At 70.8% G+C, this 16,987-nt stretch carries 12 protein-coding genes and 1 pseudogene; 11 read left to right on the top strand and 2 right to left on the bottom strand.

Annotated elements, in window-relative coordinates; translation table 11 throughout:
* The first annotated feature begins 23 nt into the window (after positions 1-23).
* The 4 genes and pseudogenes from AIF0345_RS16420 (at position 24) to AIF0345_RS16405 (ending at position 3,999) form a co-directional block, all read left to right on the top strand.
* Entirely contained in the window at positions 24-1,601 is a 1,578-nt protein-coding gene (locus AIF0345_RS16420; RefSeq protein ID WP_268917690.1) for a CCA tRNA nucleotidyltransferase, read from the top strand.
* 137 nt (positions 1,602-1,738) lie between these two features.
* Positions 1,739-2,176, top strand: a pseudogene (locus tag AIF0345_RS16560) (IS630 family transposase); the annotation flags it as partial.
* Positions 2,177-2,225: 49 nt separating this feature from the next.
* Positions 2,226-2,807, top strand: coding sequence for an IS630 family transposase (locus AIF0345_RS16410; protein WP_285296763.1), 582 nt, complete (start codon positions 2,226-2,228; stop codon positions 2,805-2,807).
* Between the two features lie 160 nt (positions 2,808-2,967).
* Complete coding sequence (locus tag AIF0345_RS16405) at positions 2,968-3,999, top strand: hypothetical protein (protein ID WP_285296762.1); 1,032 nt, start codon at positions 2,968-2,970, stop codon at positions 3,997-3,999.
* 110 nt (positions 4,000-4,109) lie between these two features.
* On the opposite strand, the gene AIF0345_RS16400 is transcribed toward AIF0345_RS16405, so the two are convergent.
* Positions 4,110-5,396, bottom strand: coding sequence for an ATP-binding protein (locus AIF0345_RS16400; protein ID WP_285296761.1), 1,287 nt, complete (start codon positions 5,394-5,396; stop codon positions 4,110-4,112).
* A 343-nt stretch (positions 5,397-5,739) separates the two neighbouring features.
* Between AIF0345_RS16400 and cas3g the strand changes: the two genes are divergently transcribed.
* From cas3g to AIF0345_RS16365, 7 genes are all read left to right on the top strand, one after another.
* On the top strand, positions 5,740-8,445 hold the full coding sequence (cas3g, locus tag AIF0345_RS16395) for a type I-G CRISPR-associated helicase/endonuclease Cas3g (protein ID WP_285296760.1): 2,706 nt from the start codon (positions 5,740-5,742) through the stop codon (positions 8,443-8,445).
* Positions 8,429-9,394, top strand: a complete 966-nt coding sequence (locus tag AIF0345_RS16390; RefSeq protein ID WP_285296759.1) for a hypothetical protein — start codon at positions 8,429-8,431, stop codon at positions 9,392-9,394. Before cas3g ends, AIF0345_RS16390 begins: the two co-directional genes overlap by 17 nt.
* Positions 9,387-10,022: a type I-E CRISPR-associated protein Cas6/Cse3/CasE gene (locus AIF0345_RS16385; RefSeq protein WP_285296758.1), complete on the top strand. Its 636-nt coding sequence runs from the start codon at positions 9,387-9,389 to the stop codon at positions 10,020-10,022. The genes AIF0345_RS16390 and AIF0345_RS16385 overlap by 8 nt, the downstream gene beginning before the upstream one ends.
* A 68-nt stretch (positions 10,023-10,090) precedes the next feature.
* Complete coding sequence (cas7g, locus tag AIF0345_RS16380; protein ID WP_285296757.1) at positions 10,091-11,293, top strand: type I-G CRISPR-associated RAMP protein Csb1/Cas7g; 1,203 nt, start codon at positions 10,091-10,093, stop codon at positions 11,291-11,293.
* A complete protein-coding gene (gene csb2 / locus AIF0345_RS16375) occupies positions 11,290-12,600 on the top strand; it encodes a type I-G CRISPR-associated protein Csb2 (protein ID WP_285296756.1) in 1,311 nt (436 codons plus the stop codon). Before cas7g ends, csb2 begins: the two co-directional genes overlap by 4 nt.
* Before the next feature lie 682 nt (positions 12,601-13,282).
* Complete coding sequence (gene serC, locus AIF0345_RS16370) at positions 13,283-14,365, top strand: 3-phosphoserine/phosphohydroxythreonine transaminase (protein WP_285296755.1); 1,083 nt, start codon at positions 13,283-13,285, stop codon at positions 14,363-14,365.
* Between the two features lie 47 nt (positions 14,366-14,412).
* Positions 14,413-15,594 (top strand): phosphoglycerate dehydrogenase, encoded by a 1,182-nt coding sequence (locus tag AIF0345_RS16365; RefSeq protein WP_268917698.1) that lies wholly within the window; start codon positions 14,413-14,415, stop codon positions 15,592-15,594.
* Between the two features lie 355 nt (positions 15,595-15,949).
* Here the strand turns inward: AIF0345_RS16365 and AIF0345_RS16360 are convergent, their stop codons facing one another.
* On the bottom strand, positions 15,950-16,834 hold the full coding sequence (locus tag AIF0345_RS16360) for a helix-turn-helix transcriptional regulator (RefSeq protein ID WP_285296754.1): 885 nt from the start codon (positions 16,832-16,834) through the stop codon (positions 15,950-15,952).
* Between the last annotated feature and the right edge of the window lie 153 nt (positions 16,835-16,987).

Raw genomic sequence — 16,987 nt, 5'->3', positions numbered from 1 at the left:
GTCCGCGTGGCAGGCTTAGACCAATGACTCATCCCGCCGCTCCCTCCGCCTCCTCCGCCCCTGGTGCCGCCTCGTCCTCCGGCCCCGGCTCGCCCGCCCTGTCGGGCGGGGCTCCCGCTGCCTCCGCCGTCCCCGTCGGCCCCGCGGCCCACGCGCTGCTCGACGAGGCCCCCGATGCCGCCGGCCTGACCCCCACGGCGCGCCAGGCCCTGCGCACGCTGCCGCCGTCGTTGGCGGCGCTCGGGCACATATTCGCCCGCGCCGGCCACGAGCTCGCGCTGGTCGGCGGGCCGGTGCGCGACGCCTTCCTCGGCGTCGTCCCCCACGACCTGGACTGCGCGACCTCCGCGCGCCCCCAGCAGACCGAGAGGATCCTGCGCGCCTGGGGAGACGCCTGCTGGGACATCGGCAAGGAGTTCGGCACCATCGGGGCGCGCAAGGGCGAGACGATCGTGGAGGCGACGACCTACCGCACCGAGGAGTACGAGGTCGGCTCCCGCAAGCCGGCGGTGGTCTACGGGGACACCCTGGAGGGCGACCTGACTCGCCGCGACTTCACCGTCAACGCCATGGCGCTGCGGCTTCCCGACCTCGAGCTCGTCGACCCGTTCGGCGGGCTGGCCGACATGCGCGCCGGGGTGCTGCGCACGCCCGTGAGCGCCGTGCAGTCCTTCGACGACGACCCGCTGCGCATTATGCGGGCAGCCCGCTTCGCCGCCCAGCTGGGGTTCGACGTCGAGCCCGACGTCATGGCCGCCATGGAGAAGATGGCGCCGCGCCTGGAGATCGTCTCGGCCGAGCGGGTGCGCGCCGAGCTGGAGCGCCTGCTGATCTCGCCGTGGCCGCGCCGCGGGCTCGAGCTCATGGTGCACACCGGGGTCGCCGACGTCGTCCTGCCCGAGCTGGCGGCCCTGGTCGAGACGGTCGATGAGCACAGGCGGCACAAGGACGTCTACGAGCACACCCTGACGGTGCTGGACCAGGCGATGGCCCTGGAGACGGGGCCCGACGGACCGGTGCCCGCCCCCGACCTCGTACTGCGCCTGGCAGCGGTCATGCACGACGTCGGCAAGCCGGCCACGCGCCGCTTCCTGCCGGGCGGCACCGTGACCTTCCACGGCCACGACCACGTGGGCGCCCGCATGACCCGCAAGCGGCTGCGCGCGCTGCGCTTCGACAGGCAGACCGTCAAGGACGTCTCCCGGCTGGTCGAGCTGCACCTGCGCTTTCACGGCTACGCCGACGCCGCCTGGTCGGACTCGGCGGTGCGGCGCTACGTGGCCGACGCCGGGCCGCTGCTGGAGCGCCTCCATCGGCTCACGCGCGCGGACGTCACCACCCGCAACAGGCGCAAGGCCCGCATGCTCGATGCCGCCTACGACGACCTCGAGGCGCGCATCGCCGCGTTGGCCAGGCAGGAGGAGCTCGACGCCATCCGCCCGGACCTCAACGGGGCGCAGATCATGGACGAGCTCGGGGTGGAGCCCGGACCGGTGGTGGGCGAGGCCTACCGCTTCCTGCTGGACCTGCGGATGGAGAAGGGGCCGCTGGGAGAGGAGATGGCGCGCCAGGCGCTGCGCTCCTGGTGGGCGGCGCGCTGAGCTCGCCGCGCCCCTGACTCGCTTACTACGCCTCTTTGTTCCTTACTATGGCCGGAATTAAACAAAATGGCATTCTGGGGCAGCTGCTGCGGGATTCCTGGTTGGCGTCTGCGGAGCACCTCGTATAAGATAATCTCATGCAGATCGACATGACGGACGAGGAACGGGACATCCTCATCAGGTGGAAGAAGCGCTCGGACACCTACAGGCTGGTGAGAATGAAGGCGGAGGCGATTGTGTACGCTGCCCGCGGCGTCGGCCTGGATATTATCGCGGAGATGGTCGAGCGGGCCGAGGGGACGGTACGTGAGTGGCTGTCAGAATGGCGGAGATACAGGATGGGCTCCGTGGTAACCGGTCACGCCGGCAACGAGAATGCGGCAAAGCTCAAGCGGGCGCAGAAGGAGGAGCTGGAGGAGATTCTCAGTAGACCGCCCTCGGAGGCAGGCGTCAAAGCCGGTTTCTGGGACGTCCCGGCCCTTAAGGACGTCGTGCAGATCAAGTTCGGAGTCGAGTACAGGTCCGAGTCCTCCTATCGGCTGCTCATGCGCTTTCTGGGCATGACCTTCAAGGCTCCCCGACCCGTTCGACAAGCGCCGCGACGAGAAGGCCATTGCCAGGCGGATGGCCGAGATCCGGCGCCAGGTCAACGATCTGCTGGAAGAAGGCTGGGAAGTCTACACCGTCGACGAGGTCCGCGTCGAGCACGAGGCCGAGACCCGGCGCATGTGGCTTCCCAAGGGAAAGAGAACAAGGCTGTACGTGGACCGCAAGAAGGCGAGCCGGTCGTTCTTCGGGGCACTGAGTCTGACGACCAAGAAAATGAGGATCTACCCCATCGAGGGAAACCAGAACGCCGAGCAGATCACCCTCATGATGGATCGCCTGGCGCGCGAGACCGATGAGGGGAAGAAGATCGCGGTCGTCCTGGACAACGCCAGGTTCCACCACGCCAAGGCCCTGACCGACCTCTACGCCCCCGGCCAGGCTCTGGAGCGCATCACACCCATCTACATGCCCCCCTACGCCCCAGACCACAATCCCACAGAACACGTGTGGAACGCCGCCAAGAACAATATCGCCAACCTCCAGCGCGACACCCCGGAGAACACCTTCGCGGCCTTCACCGCCTACATCACCAACCGCACCTTCGACTACGACTTCGAGCACCTCCCAATCACACCATCACACACCGATCTTGTTTAATTCCAGCCATACGCTCCTTTTCCTCGTACAGTAAGGGACAAAGGAGCGTAGTAAGCGATCGGTGGGGGCGGGGCTCCACAGTCACGGCTCGCGACGGCCCCGTCCACAGGGCTCGACGGCGCCGCTCGCGCACGCGGCGTCCGGCGGTGAGCCTGGAACCATGCAGCGCTACCCGGTCCCGCCCGAGCCCCCGCAGGTCCTCTACACCGCCGACCGCAACGACCGCGACTTCTCCGGGCGTGACGATCTCATCCGCGTGAGCCGCGGTGCCTACATGGTGAGGGCCCCCGCGGGCACGCCGCTATGGCGCCTCAAGGAGATGGTGACCCTCGCCCGCTGCGAGGCGGCCCTGCGCGCCTACCCCTCCGCGCTGGCCCTCACCCATGAGGCGGCCGCCGTCGTCCAGGGGCTGTCCCCGATCGAGCAGGAGCCCGGCATACGGGTCGCCGTTGAGACCAACCGGTCCCGCACCACTCGTCCTCTCCCGGGCGTGGCCTACGGCCGACCGGGCAGCGCGCCCGCCGCCCGGCCGGTGTCGGTGGCGCGCTCCCTCGTGGCGCCGCGCGAGGGGGAGATCGTCGTCGTGAGCGGGCTGCGCGTGACGACGCCGCTGCGCACCGCCGTCGACTGCGCCTTCGACATGCCGGTGCGCGAGTCCCTCCCGATCATTGACGCCGCCCTGCGGCAGGTGTGCCGGCCCGACCGCTTCACCCGGCGTTGCAACGGCGAGATGGACTTGGCGCAGGCGCGCGCAAAGCTCGCCGGCATGGTTGAGGAGCAGGGGCAGCGCAACGGCAAGCGCCGTGCCCGGGCGGCGGTCGCCCTGGCGGACCCTTTCGCCGAGTCGCCTGGCGAGAGCGTGCTGCGGTGGGCGGCGGCCGCGGCGGGGCTGCCCGAGCCGGTGACCCAGCTGCGTTGGGTTGATGAGGATGGACATGTGTACTACCTCGACCTGGGCTTCGTGGAGGAGGCGGTCGACCTGGAGTTCGACGGCTACGGCAAATTGGTGACGGCGGAGGACCTGCGGGCGGAGAAGGCCCGCGAAATGGCCCTGCGGCGCGGCGGCTGGACGGTGGGGCGCACCGAGTGGAAGGAGCTGTTCGCCCCCGAGCGCCTGGTGCGGCGGATTGCGGACTTCTTCCCGCCCAAGGTGGCGGGGCGTGCCCGGCGGCGCCGGGATCTGTGGCTGTGAGCGCGCCCCGCCGCGCCCTCTTCTCGCTTACTACGCTCCTTTGTTCCTTACTGTACGAGGAAAAGGAGCGTAGTAAGGGACAAAGGAGCGTAGTAAGCGATCGGCGGGGGCTACGGGCCGAGCAGGGCGGCGGGAACGACGGCGATGCCGTGCCGGTCGCGGTAGGCGTGGCTGCCGGTGGTGACGACGACGGCATCGGCCAGGCGCTCTCCCAGCCGTTCGCGCAGCCACAGCAGGTGGCGGGTGTCTCCGGGTCGTGGCGCGGCGGAGGCCTTGACCTCAATGGCGACGACGCGGCGGTCGGGGCCCTCGACAATGAGGTCGATCTCGTGCTCGCCTCCCTTGTCGCGCAGGTGGTGGACGGCGGCGTCGCACAGGGAGGCGTAGACCCGGACGCTCTGGGTGACCAGGGACTCGAAGAGGGGGCCTAGCATCCGGGTGCGCCTGGAGACCCCCTTCAGGGCTGTCTGGGCGGGCCTGCCCACACCGAGCAGGCCGGCGGCCCCGGTGCGCAGGAGGCGCGCCGCCAGAGCCGGGTCGCACAGCTGGTGCTTGTCACTCGTGGTGAGTCGTTTGAAGTCGTTCTCGGAGGGGCTCCAGCCGCGCACCGGCTCCAGGATCCACATCTCCTCCAGCAGGTCGCGGTACTGGCGCGTGGTGGAGGCCGCGGGCGTAGAGCCCTCTCTGCTGGTGGCGGCCGCGGCGATCGAGCCGTAGGAGGCCGTGGTCGCCACGCCGGCGGCATAGGCGCGCAACCAGTCCGTGAGGGTCCGGGTGCGCCGCGCGCGCCCGTCGGCCAGGTCGTGGCGGACGGTCTGCTCCAGGTAGGCGTCGAGCTGTGCCTCGCGGGCGACGGGCGGAAGGTCGCGGATGCCCGGGAAGCCGGAGCGGAGGATCTCATCGACGTACCGGCCCAGGTCGATCGGAGTGCTTCCCTCGATGGCGCCCGTCCCGTCCCCCGCTATCAGGGCCGCCAGTGAAATGGTGGGTGCTTCCAGGGAGCGCTCGGCCAGGCTGAGCGGCCACATGCGGATGTTGACGATACGCCCGGCCCCCGTGTGCACGGGCGCCTGCGCCGGCGAGGCGGAGCCGGTGAGGATGAAGCGCCCCGGTGCGGGGTCGTCGTCGACGGCGCGCCGCACCCTGTCCCAGGTCTCCGGCAGCCGCTGCCACTCGTCGAGGACCACCGGGTAGTCGAGGGACGCGGTGAAGCGCCTCCCCAGGTGCGCGAGCTGGGCGCGCTCGTCCGGGTCGTCGACGGCGATGAGGGTCCGCGCGTGACGTGAGGCCGTCCAGGTCTTGCCGACGCCGCGGGCGCCCTCGATATTGACAGCCGGAAGTCCGTCGAGCAGCGTGGCGAGCCGGGTGTCGATGAGGCGGGAGTACGGCTGGCTCATGCGCCGCCCGGTCCCTGCCGCCCGCACCGCGCAACGTCCCCTCGGCGAGGGCCGCGCCCTTGCTGCCGACGGCGCCGGCCTCGCGGAACACTCACAATCGTCGGGATCAAACACTCACTTCCGTCGGCCATATGGACTCACTTTCGTCGCTCTTCATAGAAGAGACAGGTGACACGCAGACGGCGGTAGTGTAGCCTGCATCTCGATGCCCCGTGGTCTGCGCGGGCTCTCCACCTGTGCGGATGTTGAGGAGTTCTCTTGGTTCGGCATGTTGACGAAGAGAACCGAGCCCCGAGTGATCGGGGGATCGAACGTTCTATTGGTAAATAAAGGAGTTTGTCCTGTGCTGCCGGAGTTCCCGCCGGTGTTCCGCGCCGCCACCGGGTACGAGCCCCGCGCTTACCAGGAGCGGCTCGCCGAACGCCTCGCCGCAGGCGATGTTCCGCCCATCCTCGACGTCCCGACCGGCATGGGCAAGACCCTGGCCGTGCTCCTCTCCTGGCTCCACGCGCTCGCGGCCGACGCCGACAGCGGTGGCGCCCGGCTGGTCGCGCTGCGCCTGCACATCGTCGTCGACCGCAGGGTCGTCGTCGACGACGCTCACCGGAGCGCCTGCGACCTGGCGGACCTGGTCAACGGCGCCGTCGAGGGCCCGTTGGCGGCGCTCGCCTCCATCCTGCGCGGCCGCTTCGGCCTCGGCCCGGACGAGCCGGTCCTCGAGGTGCGAAGGCTGCGGGGCGGCCTGACGCCCGACCTGACCGAGCACACCCGCAGCCCTGCCCGCCCCGCCGTCGTGGTCGGCACCCTGGACATGGTCTGCTCCCGTCTGCTCTTCCGCGGCTACCAGCTCTCCGCCGGGCGCCGCAGCATCGACGCGGCCCTGACCGGGCTCGACTCCTGGTGGGTGCTCGACGAGGCGCACCTGTCGGCGCAGGCGCACACCACCCTGGAAACGCTTCAGACGTACGAGTCGGTGCTCGAGGACCGGTTCGGCGGCGCTGTTCCGGGGCTGCGGGTCATGGCCATGAGCGCCACCCCCGGCGGCGGGGCCGACGGTGCGCTCATCTGGGACGCGGACGAGGAGGAGCGGCGCGACCCGGCGCTGGCACGGCGTCGCCGGGCCCGGGACGCCATAGCCGTCACGCTGACCGAGACCGGGGGGAGCAGTGTCAAGGCCGTGACCGAGGCGGCTGCGGGAATCGTGCCGGAGCTCGGCAACGGGAACAGCCTGGTCGTCTTCTGCACCACGGTCGCCGACGCCAAGGCTGTCATGACCAGACTCAGCAGGCCGTGCAGGCGCAGCGGCGTCGCCCTGGAGCTGCTCACCGGCGGCATGCCGGAGCGCTTCACCCGGACCGTCGTCGACCGGCTCGAGCCGTACCGCACCGGGAGCGAGAACCGGGCCCAGGCCGGGCCCGTCGTCGTCGTGGCCACCTCCACCCTCGAGGTGGGGGCCGACCTGGACTTCACCCACCTCATCACCCAGGCCTGCGGCGCGGACTCACTTACCCAGCGGCTCGGCCGCGTCAACCGCGTGGGTGCGCGCCAGGACGGTTCGGTGACGATCATCCGCGCGGCCAGCGGGTCCGATCCCATTCACGGGGACGCCGCCGACGCCGTCGCCCGGCTCATTGCGGACGCGCCCGTGCTCGGGGAGGCGGTGAGGCGTCTGCGCGAGGCGAGCGACCCCGCGGCGCTTCGCCGCCCCCAGCAGGTTCCGGTCGTCATCCCGCCGACCGTGCTGCGCGCCTACCTGCGCACGGCCGGCTCCAGGAACGACTCGCCGGTGGCGCCCTGGATCCGCGAGCTCGCCGACCCGCGGGCCGAGGTCACCGTCGTCGTCCGGAACCGTGTCGACCTTGTGGCCGAGGGGCCGCTCCTGGCCGATCTTGAGGACTTCCCACCCGACCTGCGGGCCGAGGGCTGGACGCTGCGGATGGCCGACACGCGCAGGGCGGTTCAGGCCGCCCTCAGGACGGCCCCGGTCATTGCGCTCGACCCGGTCCGCGAGGAGCCGCCCCGGGTGCTGACGGAAGCGCGCGAGGCGAAGGCCGTGAGTCCCGGCGCCGTCCTGGTCATCGACTCGCGCGCGGCCGAGGGTGTCCTCGGGATCGCTGGCGCCGGGAAGGACCTGTCCGACCGCCTGCTCCTGCCGGGGGCGGACCTCGAGGACCTGCGTGAGAAGGTGGAGGCCGAGGCCCTGTCCGGAGAGGGTGCCGGGGTGCCGCGCGTCATTCTCACCGACCTCGGCGGGGAGGCCGACGTCGAGGGGCGGACGCGTGCCGACACTCTGCGCGAGATCGTCGAGGAGGTCACCGCCCCCGAGGGCTGGGTACTGACCGCCGACATTCTGGGCGAGGACTCTGAGTACCCCTGGCTGCGCCTCTGCCTCGCCCGACCGGCGGGCCAGGAGCTGCTCCGCGCCGTCCCGCTGAAGGAGCACAGCCGTGACGTGAGCGAGTGCGCGAGGCGGTGGGCGCGCGCCATCGGCCTGCCCGAGGACGTGGTGGGCGACATCGCCATGGCAGGCGCCTATCACGATGCCGGCAAGGCCGAGCTCGGCGCCTTCCAGTCCGCCCTGCGGATGAAGGAGGAGGACGGCTGGCTCACCTTCGCGGAAGGGGACGAGGACGGCGCGGCATCGGTGCCGCTGGCCAAGTCCGCGCTGCCCCGGCGCCTGTGGCGGCGCTCGACCGCGCTCGCCGGGGTCCCCCGGGGCTGGCGGCACGAGGCGGCCTCGGCGCGGGTGCTCGACGAGACGGTCGCCGCCGGGACCCTGCGGCCCCACGACGTCGAACTGGTGCGCCACCTCATCCTCACCCACCACGGCCTCTACCGCGGGCCAGGGCCCATCTGCCCGCAGGACGACGGTGCGGGCGAGCCCTACCTGGATCCCGCCTGCTCCCGGTGGGCCGCGCAGATCGAGTCCTTCCACCGGCTCAACGAGCGCTACGGCCCCTACGGGCTGGCCCTGACCGAGGCCGTCCTGCGGCTCGCCGACTGGGAGGTCTCCCGGAAGGAGCAGGAAGACCATGAGCGAGATGAGTGAGATGTCCGCACCGGCTGAGCGGCCGACTGACCACCAGCACCCGCTCGCGGCCCTGTCTGGGCACCGCCCCGCCCACGTCCTGGCCTGCTGGGGGCTGGCCTCTCTTCTTCCCGGGGCCACGCTCCACTTCGAGGGCGACTGGGCGGTGCCGGTGCTCACCTGGGACGGCGATGCGGAGGCTCTGGCGCAGGTCGCCGCGGAGGCCCTGGTTGCCGGCACGTGGGACCTGGAGAGCCGGATGCCGCAAGAGCTCCAGGCGCTGAAGCCGAAGGAGTACCAGACGACGACGCCGAGCCGGACGGTCGCCAATGCGCTGGCCCGTGCGGCGTGGGAGGCTTGCCGGGAGTCGGCTGTGCTCGCCGGGTCCGGCATTGTCCAGACCTACGACCTGTCGGCGTCATCGGGGCCTGTCAAGGAGCCAGACGTCCGGGTGCGCTCCGCGGCGCTCACGCTGCTCAGCGGCAAGAGCTACACCGCCAAGTCAGTGCAGGACACCTGGGCCCTGCTCGGAGCGGAAACGCGTGAGGCCGCCCGGGATGCCGCCGCTGTGGTTGAGATCGCCCGTCTGCTCGACGGGCGCCTGGCCGTGGCCGAGGCCAAGCCGGGGCTGCGGTTCTCCGCCGCCCAGCCCACCCCGCGGCTCACGAGCGGCTCGGAGAAGTGCGATGTCCACCCGCTCATCGATCTGCTGGCCTTCTGCGGACAGCTCCTCCTTCAGCCCGCACAGCAGGCGATGTCGGGCTCGCGCAAGGTGTTCACCTGGGTGCTTAACCCCGTGCCCCTGACCGTCACCACGATCGTCGACCTTCATGAGTCGCCGCCGGCTCACCTGCCCTGGCCGAGGTGGAGTTCGGCGATCCAGTCCACCGAGGGGTCCGCCAGGATCACCTTCCTGGCTCCCGCGAGGCAGGAGACCGCCGCTGATGTCCGAGGAGGATCCCGTGCCTGACCAGATCATCACCCTGCCTCTGGCCCGGGCCCTGCCGCACCTGGGCGGCCCCGACGGCATCCATCGTCTTGCCATGTCCTTCCTCCCGGACCTGGCGGGCGCCTCCCGGGCCGCCCGCGCGGACCTCGGCGTCCTCTACCGCCTGGCACTGCCCACCGACGTCGGCGGGCGCAGCGGGCATGCTGCGATCCTGTTCCGCGCCCCCTTCGATATCGACGGCGCCGAGCACATCGAGGCGCCGGACGCCTTCGCCGTCGGACAGCGCTTCACCGTGCGGGTCGTGGCCGAGAAGCGCCACCAGGACCCCGAGGGCCGTAGTCACTCCCGTCCTGTCTTCGACGAGGAGGCCGAGGCCTGGGCCCGGGGCCTGCTGGCCCGTCGCGGCATCGAGGCCGACGCCGTCGTCGCCTCCGAGCGGTGGAGGGTGGGATCGCCCGCCGGGCGGCCCCGTTCGCGGCGCACTCGACGCACCGAGGCCGGTCGGAGGGCCGATCCGCCCAGGGGACGGTCCTTCACGGTGCGGGACCTCACCGCCACTATCACCGGTCTCGCTGAGGGCTGCGATGCCTACACCCGTGGGATTGGGCGCGGGAAGGCCTTCGGCTACGGCATGCCGATCGTCCTGTGAGCCTGCCAGCCTGCTCGATCTTCCTCTGCTCACCGCACTATTCCGGACCTCGTTGAAGGAGCCCATTCATGACCACCGCATCAGAGCTTCACAGCCAGCTCGTCGATCTCGCCTCCGATCCCGCGGTCGCGGGCCTGTCCCTCACCGGCCGGTACGAGTCCCTCACCGGGCCGACCGTCACCCCGCCGGCCGGGACGATCCGGCAGGACGGGAGGGTCGTCGGCATCTTCACCACCGCCGATGGCGAGCCGGCCGCCACCATCGACTCCTGGGGCTCGGTGGCCTCGCGCTGCGAGGCGCTCCTGGCGGGACGGTTTCGCGGTCAGGCCCTCGCCGACTACCTGAACTTCCCGCTCGTGACCTTCGTCGACGAGAGAGGCCGGCTGCTCACCACCTCGGTCGAGCTCTCCCACCGGCAGGCCGATACGACCTGGCGGCTGGCGCGGGACGAGCTGCGGAAGGCCGGCGTCGATTTTGACGGGATCCAGCAGGCCACGCGTGAGAAGCCCGATGCCCTCCTGACCGGCTTCCCGACGGCAATCCCCTTCGGCTGGTGGCACTCGCAGACCAAGCGCTCCCAGAAGGCGGCCGGCAAGGCCAACAAGAAGTCTTCCTCCGACGGGAAGGGCAACGAGATTGAGAAAGGGCGCGACGAGTACCTCGGCTACTACGTCATGAATCCTGCGGACTCTCGTTCTGCGCGCCTGTTCACCGCCGAGTTCATTGCAACGGGTGTTGAGGAGCGGCGCCGCATGGCCGGTAAGGTTGATGCCCTTTTTGCCGCCGTCGATGCCGAGACGAAGATCGGGGGAAACAAGCTTTCGACCGTGGGGCTGGGTTCCCTTCCGCCGACCGACCTGACCGGGAAGAAGAAAGACCGGCCGACGCCGTCGGACCTGACGTACCGCACCATTGAGAGTCACGCCTTCTTCTCCTTCACGGGACTGCGGACCTTCAGATTCAAGCAGCCGGAGCCGGCGCGCTCGCTCACGGTGGCCCTCACGCTCCTGCTCTATCTTCTGCACCACCAGAACCTCTCGCTGCGGGCCGGCGCGGAGTTGCGTCTGCTTGAGCCCGGGCTGGAGGCGCGGGTGGCGCGTCATGGCGCTGCTCCGGAGCCTCTGGGGCTGCCCGACGTCGACGAGCTGGCTGCCCTGGTACGTGAGCTCGGTGCCGAGGCCGGGTGGAAGAAGCCGGAAACGGCCCACATTATGGATGACTCCGCTCTGGGCAAGATCATTATCGCCATTGACGGCAGTACCGAGTCATGACGGCCTTTACTGTGACGGCGCGCTTCCCGGCAGGTGAGTTCAACGCCCACGACCGCGACGGGGGACCGGAGTGGCCTCCCGCCCCGGCTCGTCTGGCCGCTGCGTTTCTGGCGGCGGCGCACGAAAGCGGGAACGGGGTGGGCGCTGCGGAGAGTCTTTTCTTCTTGTCGCCCCCCAGGATCTCGGCGCCTCGCGCCGGAGTGCGCCGGGTCGGTTACGGACGCTGGGTGCCTGTCAATAATGAGGTCAAGCTCGATAACCGAGGGAGGGTGACCGGTATTATCGATGTTAACTCTCGTTTTGCGAGCAAGGACCTCAAGAATTCTGAGTGCGGCACCCTGATCGGGGCGGGGCCCGACGACGTCGTGCGGTGGGTCTTCGATGACGCGCAGGACGTGGATGTGGAGGGATTGCAGCGGGTCGCCCGAAGGGTGGCCTACCTGGGCCGGCCGACGTCGCCGGTGATCCTCGACGTGGTGGAGGGCGTCCAGGAGCCGCCGGAGGCTCACGACCGGTGGATTCCCGATGAGAACGGGGAGTGTGCCTTGAGGGTGGCGACCCCGGAGCTGCTGCGCGCCCTTGACGAGCGCGAGGAGCAGCGCAGGCGCAGCCGCGTAACCGGTACCCATCCGCCTCTTGACGTGCGCCCTACTGCGAGGTATCGGCAGGCTGGTGCTGGCGCGCGGGTGATGGCCTCGGCGCCGTGGGATGTGCTCGCCGACGCGGTCCTGTATCGCTTTCCCGGGGGACGGTCGGGCGGAGTCACCGTGGGCGCGGCTGACGCGGCGACCATTGTCGATCAGCTGCGGGGGCAGGTGCCGGCTCTGGAGTGGGTGCTGCCGCTCTTCGGGGAGGTCGGACGACGAAGGGCGCCCGTGCTGCGCGGGTTCGTGCTGCAGGCGGGTGGAGTACCGGGCGAGATCACTCTGGCCGTGCGCAGTGGTGTTGTGAAGGTGCGGCCCTCAGAGCTGCGCGAGCTGGCCTCGCTGCCGAGGGTGGTGCGCGCTGCGACCGCGCCGACGTCGGCATGGACCTCGATCGTGCCCGTCGAGATGGAGTCGGAGGTTGCGGTCGAGCGGGTACGAGCGCTTGCGGACCGGCTGGGTGTGCGCCTGGTATGGGTGGGGCGTCATGCGCAGGCGCGAGCATCGGTCGGGCCTGATGCGTGCGAGCCGGGCGGCGCCGCTCACCTCACGGTCATCTTCGATGAGGCTGTTGCCGGCCCAGTGGTCTTGGACGGCGTGTGTCTCGTTCCGGAGGAAGCCAGCGGGTTGGCAGTGAATGAGAAGCGAGGCGCGCGGGAGTAAGATCCCGCTGTATTGTACGGTTTCGCACGGTTTGCCCCGCGCACGCGGGGGTAGAGGCGCCGATATTGGCCTTCACCTCGGGAGTCGTGAGTTTGCCCCGCGCACGCGGGGGTAGAGGCAAGAACGCCACACCCAGGGGCGGCCGCCGCCGGTTTGCCCCGCGCACGCGGGGGTAGAGGGCAGCATGACCTACGCCAAGCTGAACGTGGCCGGTTTGCCCCGCGCACGCGGGGGTAGAGGCCTGACCGCCTGCAGGACCAGCCGGCTCCCCCAGTTTGCCCCGCGCACGTCGGGGGTGTGAGGGTGCTCTCGTGGTCTCCGGTCGGGAGCGACAGAGTACTGCGGTTGCGGTGGGGCATGGCTGTGAGCGCGCCCCGCCGCGCCCTCTACTCGCTTACTACGCTCCTTTGTTCCTTACTGTACGAGGAAAAGGAGCGTAGTAAGGGACAAAGGAGCGTAGTAAGCAATCGGCGGGGGCTACGGGCCGAGGAGGCCGAGAGCGCTGGGCGCGCTGCCGCTGACGCCTTGCGCCATGCTGTGAGTGTCCTGCACAGTCAGGGCCTCACCGTCCAGGACATCGCGACTCCGGGCGAACGTCCAGCGGCCCCGCCCGGCCCGCCGGACGCGGCCTGCCCCGTGAGACGGCGCGGCTGCCCGCCCTGTGCACGGGTTATCGTGAGACATGCGCGTGTACAACTTCTCCGCCGGTCCCGCCCAGCTCCCCCTGCCCGTCCTCGAGCGGGCCGCCTCCGAGCTCACAGACTGGCGGGGCTCCGGCATGAGCGTGCTCGAGGTCTCCCACCGCGGCAGGGACTTCGTTGAGTGCGCCGCCGATGCCGAGGCCGCCCTGCGCTCTGTCGCCGGCATTCCGGAGAACTACCGCGTCCTCTTCCTCGCCGGCGGCGCCACCGGCCAGTTCTCCGCCATCCCCGCCAACCTCACCGCCCCCGGCGACACCGCCGCCTTCCTGAACACCGGCCAGTGGTCCGCCAAGGCCATCAAGGAGGCCCGCCGCCAGGGCGTCGTCGTCGAGGTCGTCGTCGACGAGGCCGCCTCCTCCTACACCACCACCCCCGCGCCCGGCTCCTTCACCGTGCCCGATAGCGCCCGCTACCTCCACTACACCCCCAACGAGACCATTGGCGGCGTCGAGCTCCCCTACATTCCCGACGCCGGGGGCGCGCCCCTCGTCGCCGACTTCTCTTCCGCCTACCTCTCGCGCCCCCTCGACGTCTCCCGCTTCGGCGTCATCTACGGCGGCGCCCAGAAGAACCTGGGGCCGGCGGGCCTGGCCGTCGTCATCGTCCGCGAGGACCTGCTGGGGCGCGCCCGCCCGGACGTGCCCGCCATCTGGGACTGGACGGTCATGGCCGCCAAGGACTCCATGCTCAACACGCCCCCGACCTTCTCCATCTACCTGCTGGGCCTCATCCTCCACTGGATCGAGGACACCGGCGGCCTGGCCGCCATGGGAGAGCGCAACAGCGCCAAGGCCACCCTCCTGTACGGGGCCATCGACGCCTCCGACTTCTACACCAACCCGGTCGAGCCCCGCTCCCGCTCCTGGATGAACATCCCCTTCACCCTGGCCGACCCGGCCCTCGACGCCGACTTCCTCGCCGGCGCCGCGGCCGCGGGCCTGACGGGCCTCAAGGGCCACCGCAGCGTCGGCGGCATGCGCGCCTCCATCTACAACGCCATGCCCGTCGAGGGCGTGACCGCCCTCATCGACTACATGGCCGAGTTCGAGCGCACCCGCGCCTGAGCCCGCCCGACCCGAACCCGCAACCCCGCACCCCAGCGAAGGACCCCATGACCACCCGCAAGCAGTTCCGCGTCCAGACCCTCAACGCCATCTCCGGCGCGGGACTCTCCCGCTTCCCCGACGACCTCTACGACGTCGGCGGCTCCCTGGCCGACCCCGACGCGCTCCTGGTGCGTTCGGCCAAGCTCCACGACGCGCCCATCCCCGAGACCGTCCTGGCCATCGCCCGTGCCGGCGCCGGTACCAACAACATCCCGGTCGCCGCCATGACCGAACGGGGCGTGCCGGTGTTCAACACGCCGGGCGCCAACGCCAACGCCGTCAAGGAGCTGGTCCTGGCGGGCCTGTTCATCGCCTCGCGCAACCTCATTCCGGCCGCCCGCTTCGCCCACACCCTTCAGGGCGACGACGCCGCCATCGCGGCCGCCGTCGAGGCCGGCAAGAAGCAGTTCGTCGGCTTCGAGCTGCCCGGCCGCACCCTGGGCGTGGTCGGGCTGGGCGCCATCGGCGTCCAGGTCTCCAACGCCGCCCTCGGCCTGGGGCTTAATGTCGTCGGCTTCGACCCGGGCATCAGCGTGGAGCACGCCTGGCACCTGAGCGCGGAGGTCGAGCGCGCCGAGTCCATCGAGGAGGTCTTCCGGCGGGCGGACATCCTGACCATCCACGTCCCGCTCATCGACGCGACCCGCGGGCTGGTGTCCACCCAGCGCGTCGCCCTCATGAAGGAGACCGCGGTGCTGCTCAACTTCGCGCGCGCCGAGATCGTCGACACCGACGCCGTCGTGGCCGCCCTGGACGAGAGGACCCTGGGCGGCTACGTGTGCGACTTCCCCTCCACGCTGGTCCACAAGCACCCCAAGTGCATCTCGCTGCCGCACCTGGGCGCCTCCACCAAGGAGGCCGAGCGCAACTGCGCCATGATGGCCGTCGATGCGCTGCGCGGCTTCCTCGAGGACGGCCAGGTCCACAACTCGGTCAACTTCCCCGAGGCCGTCATGGCGCGCCAGGAGGGCACGCACCGCTTCGTCATCGTCAACCGCAATGTGCCCAACATGGTCGGCCAGGTCTCCACGATCGTGGCCCGCCGCGGGCAGAATATCGCCAACCTGCTCAACAAGTCGCGCGGCGAGCTGGCGGTCACGCTGGTGGACGTCGAGGGCGGGATCAGCGCCGAGGTCCTCGAGGAGCTCCGGGCGATCGACGGCGTCATGTCCGCCCGCGGCATCTGAGGCACGGCGCGGGGCGGCCCGGCATGCCGTCACCCGCACGGCCGCGGGGCGGGGGCGAGATTCTCCAGGACTCGCCCAGCGAACATCGCCGTCCCGCTCTCGCGCGCCCGGGCCGCTCATGCGGCCGCTGGCGCCCGGAAGGTCGCCCCCGGCTGCCGATGTTGACGGCCCACCTGATCCCGGAGGCATCGAGGCCCGCTGCGGACTCCCCGCAGCATCTCCCGAAGGGGCTCGAGGAGCCGGTTGGTGCGGTCAGCAGGCGCCTCGGACCGATCGCGGCGCGGAATACGACCGATCTCGGTGAAGAGGGCTGCACCGCCCGCCGTCTCATGAGTCGGTGACGACGGGCCGGTACTCAGGTCTTGCGCGCGGCGGTCCTGAGCAGGCCCAGCGTCCGGGCGGCGGGCGAGTGGGGGGCGACCGGGAGGACCACCAGAGTCAGCCCGGGGTCCGCCGCCAAAGGGGTGGCCTCCATGCACACCTCCAGGTCCCCGACGTCGGGGTGGTGCAGACGCAGGACGCCCGCCCGCTGCTCCATGACGTCCTGCGTCTCCCACAGCCCGCGAAAGCGGGGGTTGCCCGTGCACAGCTCGACCACCAGGTCGAGGAGGCCGCGGTCCCCGGGCACGCGCCCCGCCTCGGCGTGCATGGTGGCCACAATGTCGCCGGCCACCTTGTCCCAGTCCGTGTAGAAGGCGGGCGCGCGCTCGTCCAGGAAGACGAAACGAGCGATATTCGGCGCGCCGGGCGCATGATCGGGCGCGTCCTCCGGCTCGCCCGTGCTCTGCTGGGAGTCGAAGTGGGGCGAGTACAGCCGCCGTCCCAGCTCGTTGGCGCCCAGCAGGTTGAGGCGGCCGTCGCGGATGAATGCCGGGGCGCCCTCGATCGCATCGAGCGGCCACTGCAGGCTCGGCCGGATGCCCGCCGTCGCCGGCCGGTCCGAGGCGCGCCGGCCCGTTGTGGCGCTGCGGGCGAGTCTGCGCAGGTGGGAGCGCTCGACGTCGTCGAGCCGGAGCACCTCGCCGATGGCGTCGAGCACCGTGTCCGAGACGCCTCCGGCCCGCCCCCTTTCCAGGCGGGTGTAGTACTCGGCGCTCACCCCGGCCAGCAGGGCGACCTCCTCACGCCGCAGGCCCGGAACCCGGCGGTGCCCTCCCGCCGCGGTCAGACCGACCTCCTGCGGGGACAGGCGGGCGCGTCGCGTCGCCAGGAAGCTGCGGAGCTCGGCTCGGGGGTCCACGGTCCCATTATTCCCGACGCCGCAGCGAGGGGCGCCCTGCGAGTCCCCCTCTCAGCAGGATCTGTCACAGGCCGCGGTCGCCCTGATTGCATGGTCGCGGCACGACGGACCGGCCCGCGTGGAGCCCCGCGGATCGCGGGCGCCGGGCCGCAG

The organism is Actinomyces israelii (genome assembly GCF_030253495.1).
Lineage (GTDB): Bacteria > Actinomycetota > Actinomycetes > Actinomycetales > Actinomycetaceae > Actinomyces > Actinomyces israelii.
Note: the sequence above shows the minus strand (reverse complement) of the source record. Positions and strands in the feature narration are given on the sequence as shown.

Coding starts and splice junctions, on each gene's coding strand:
- AIF0345_RS16410 (WP_285296763.1), top strand. CDS start 2,226: ATGGCCGAGATCCGGCGCCAGGTCAACGATCTGCTGGAAGAAGGCTGG.
- csb2 (WP_285296756.1), top strand. CDS start 11,290: ATGACGGCCTTTACTGTGACGGCGCGCTTCCCGGCAGGTGAGTTCAAC.
- serC (WP_285296755.1), top strand. CDS start 13,283: ATGCGCGTGTACAACTTCTCCGCCGGTCCCGCCCAGCTCCCCCTGCCC.
- AIF0345_RS16365 (WP_268917698.1), top strand. CDS start 14,413: ATGACCACCCGCAAGCAGTTCCGCGTCCAGACCCTCAACGCCATCTCC.
- AIF0345_RS16390 (WP_285296759.1), top strand. CDS start 8,429: ATGAGCGAGATGAGTGAGATGTCCGCACCGGCTGAGCGGCCGACTGAC.
- AIF0345_RS16405 (WP_285296762.1), top strand. CDS start 2,968: ATGCAGCGCTACCCGGTCCCGCCCGAGCCCCCGCAGGTCCTCTACACC.
- AIF0345_RS16420 (WP_268917690.1), top strand. CDS start 24: ATGACTCATCCCGCCGCTCCCTCCGCCTCCTCCGCCCCTGGTGCCGCC.
- AIF0345_RS16400 (WP_285296761.1), bottom strand. CDS start 5,396: ATGAGCCAGCCGTACTCCCGCCTCATCGACACCCGGCTCGCCACGCTG.
- cas7g (WP_285296757.1), top strand. CDS start 10,091: ATGACCACCGCATCAGAGCTTCACAGCCAGCTCGTCGATCTCGCCTCC.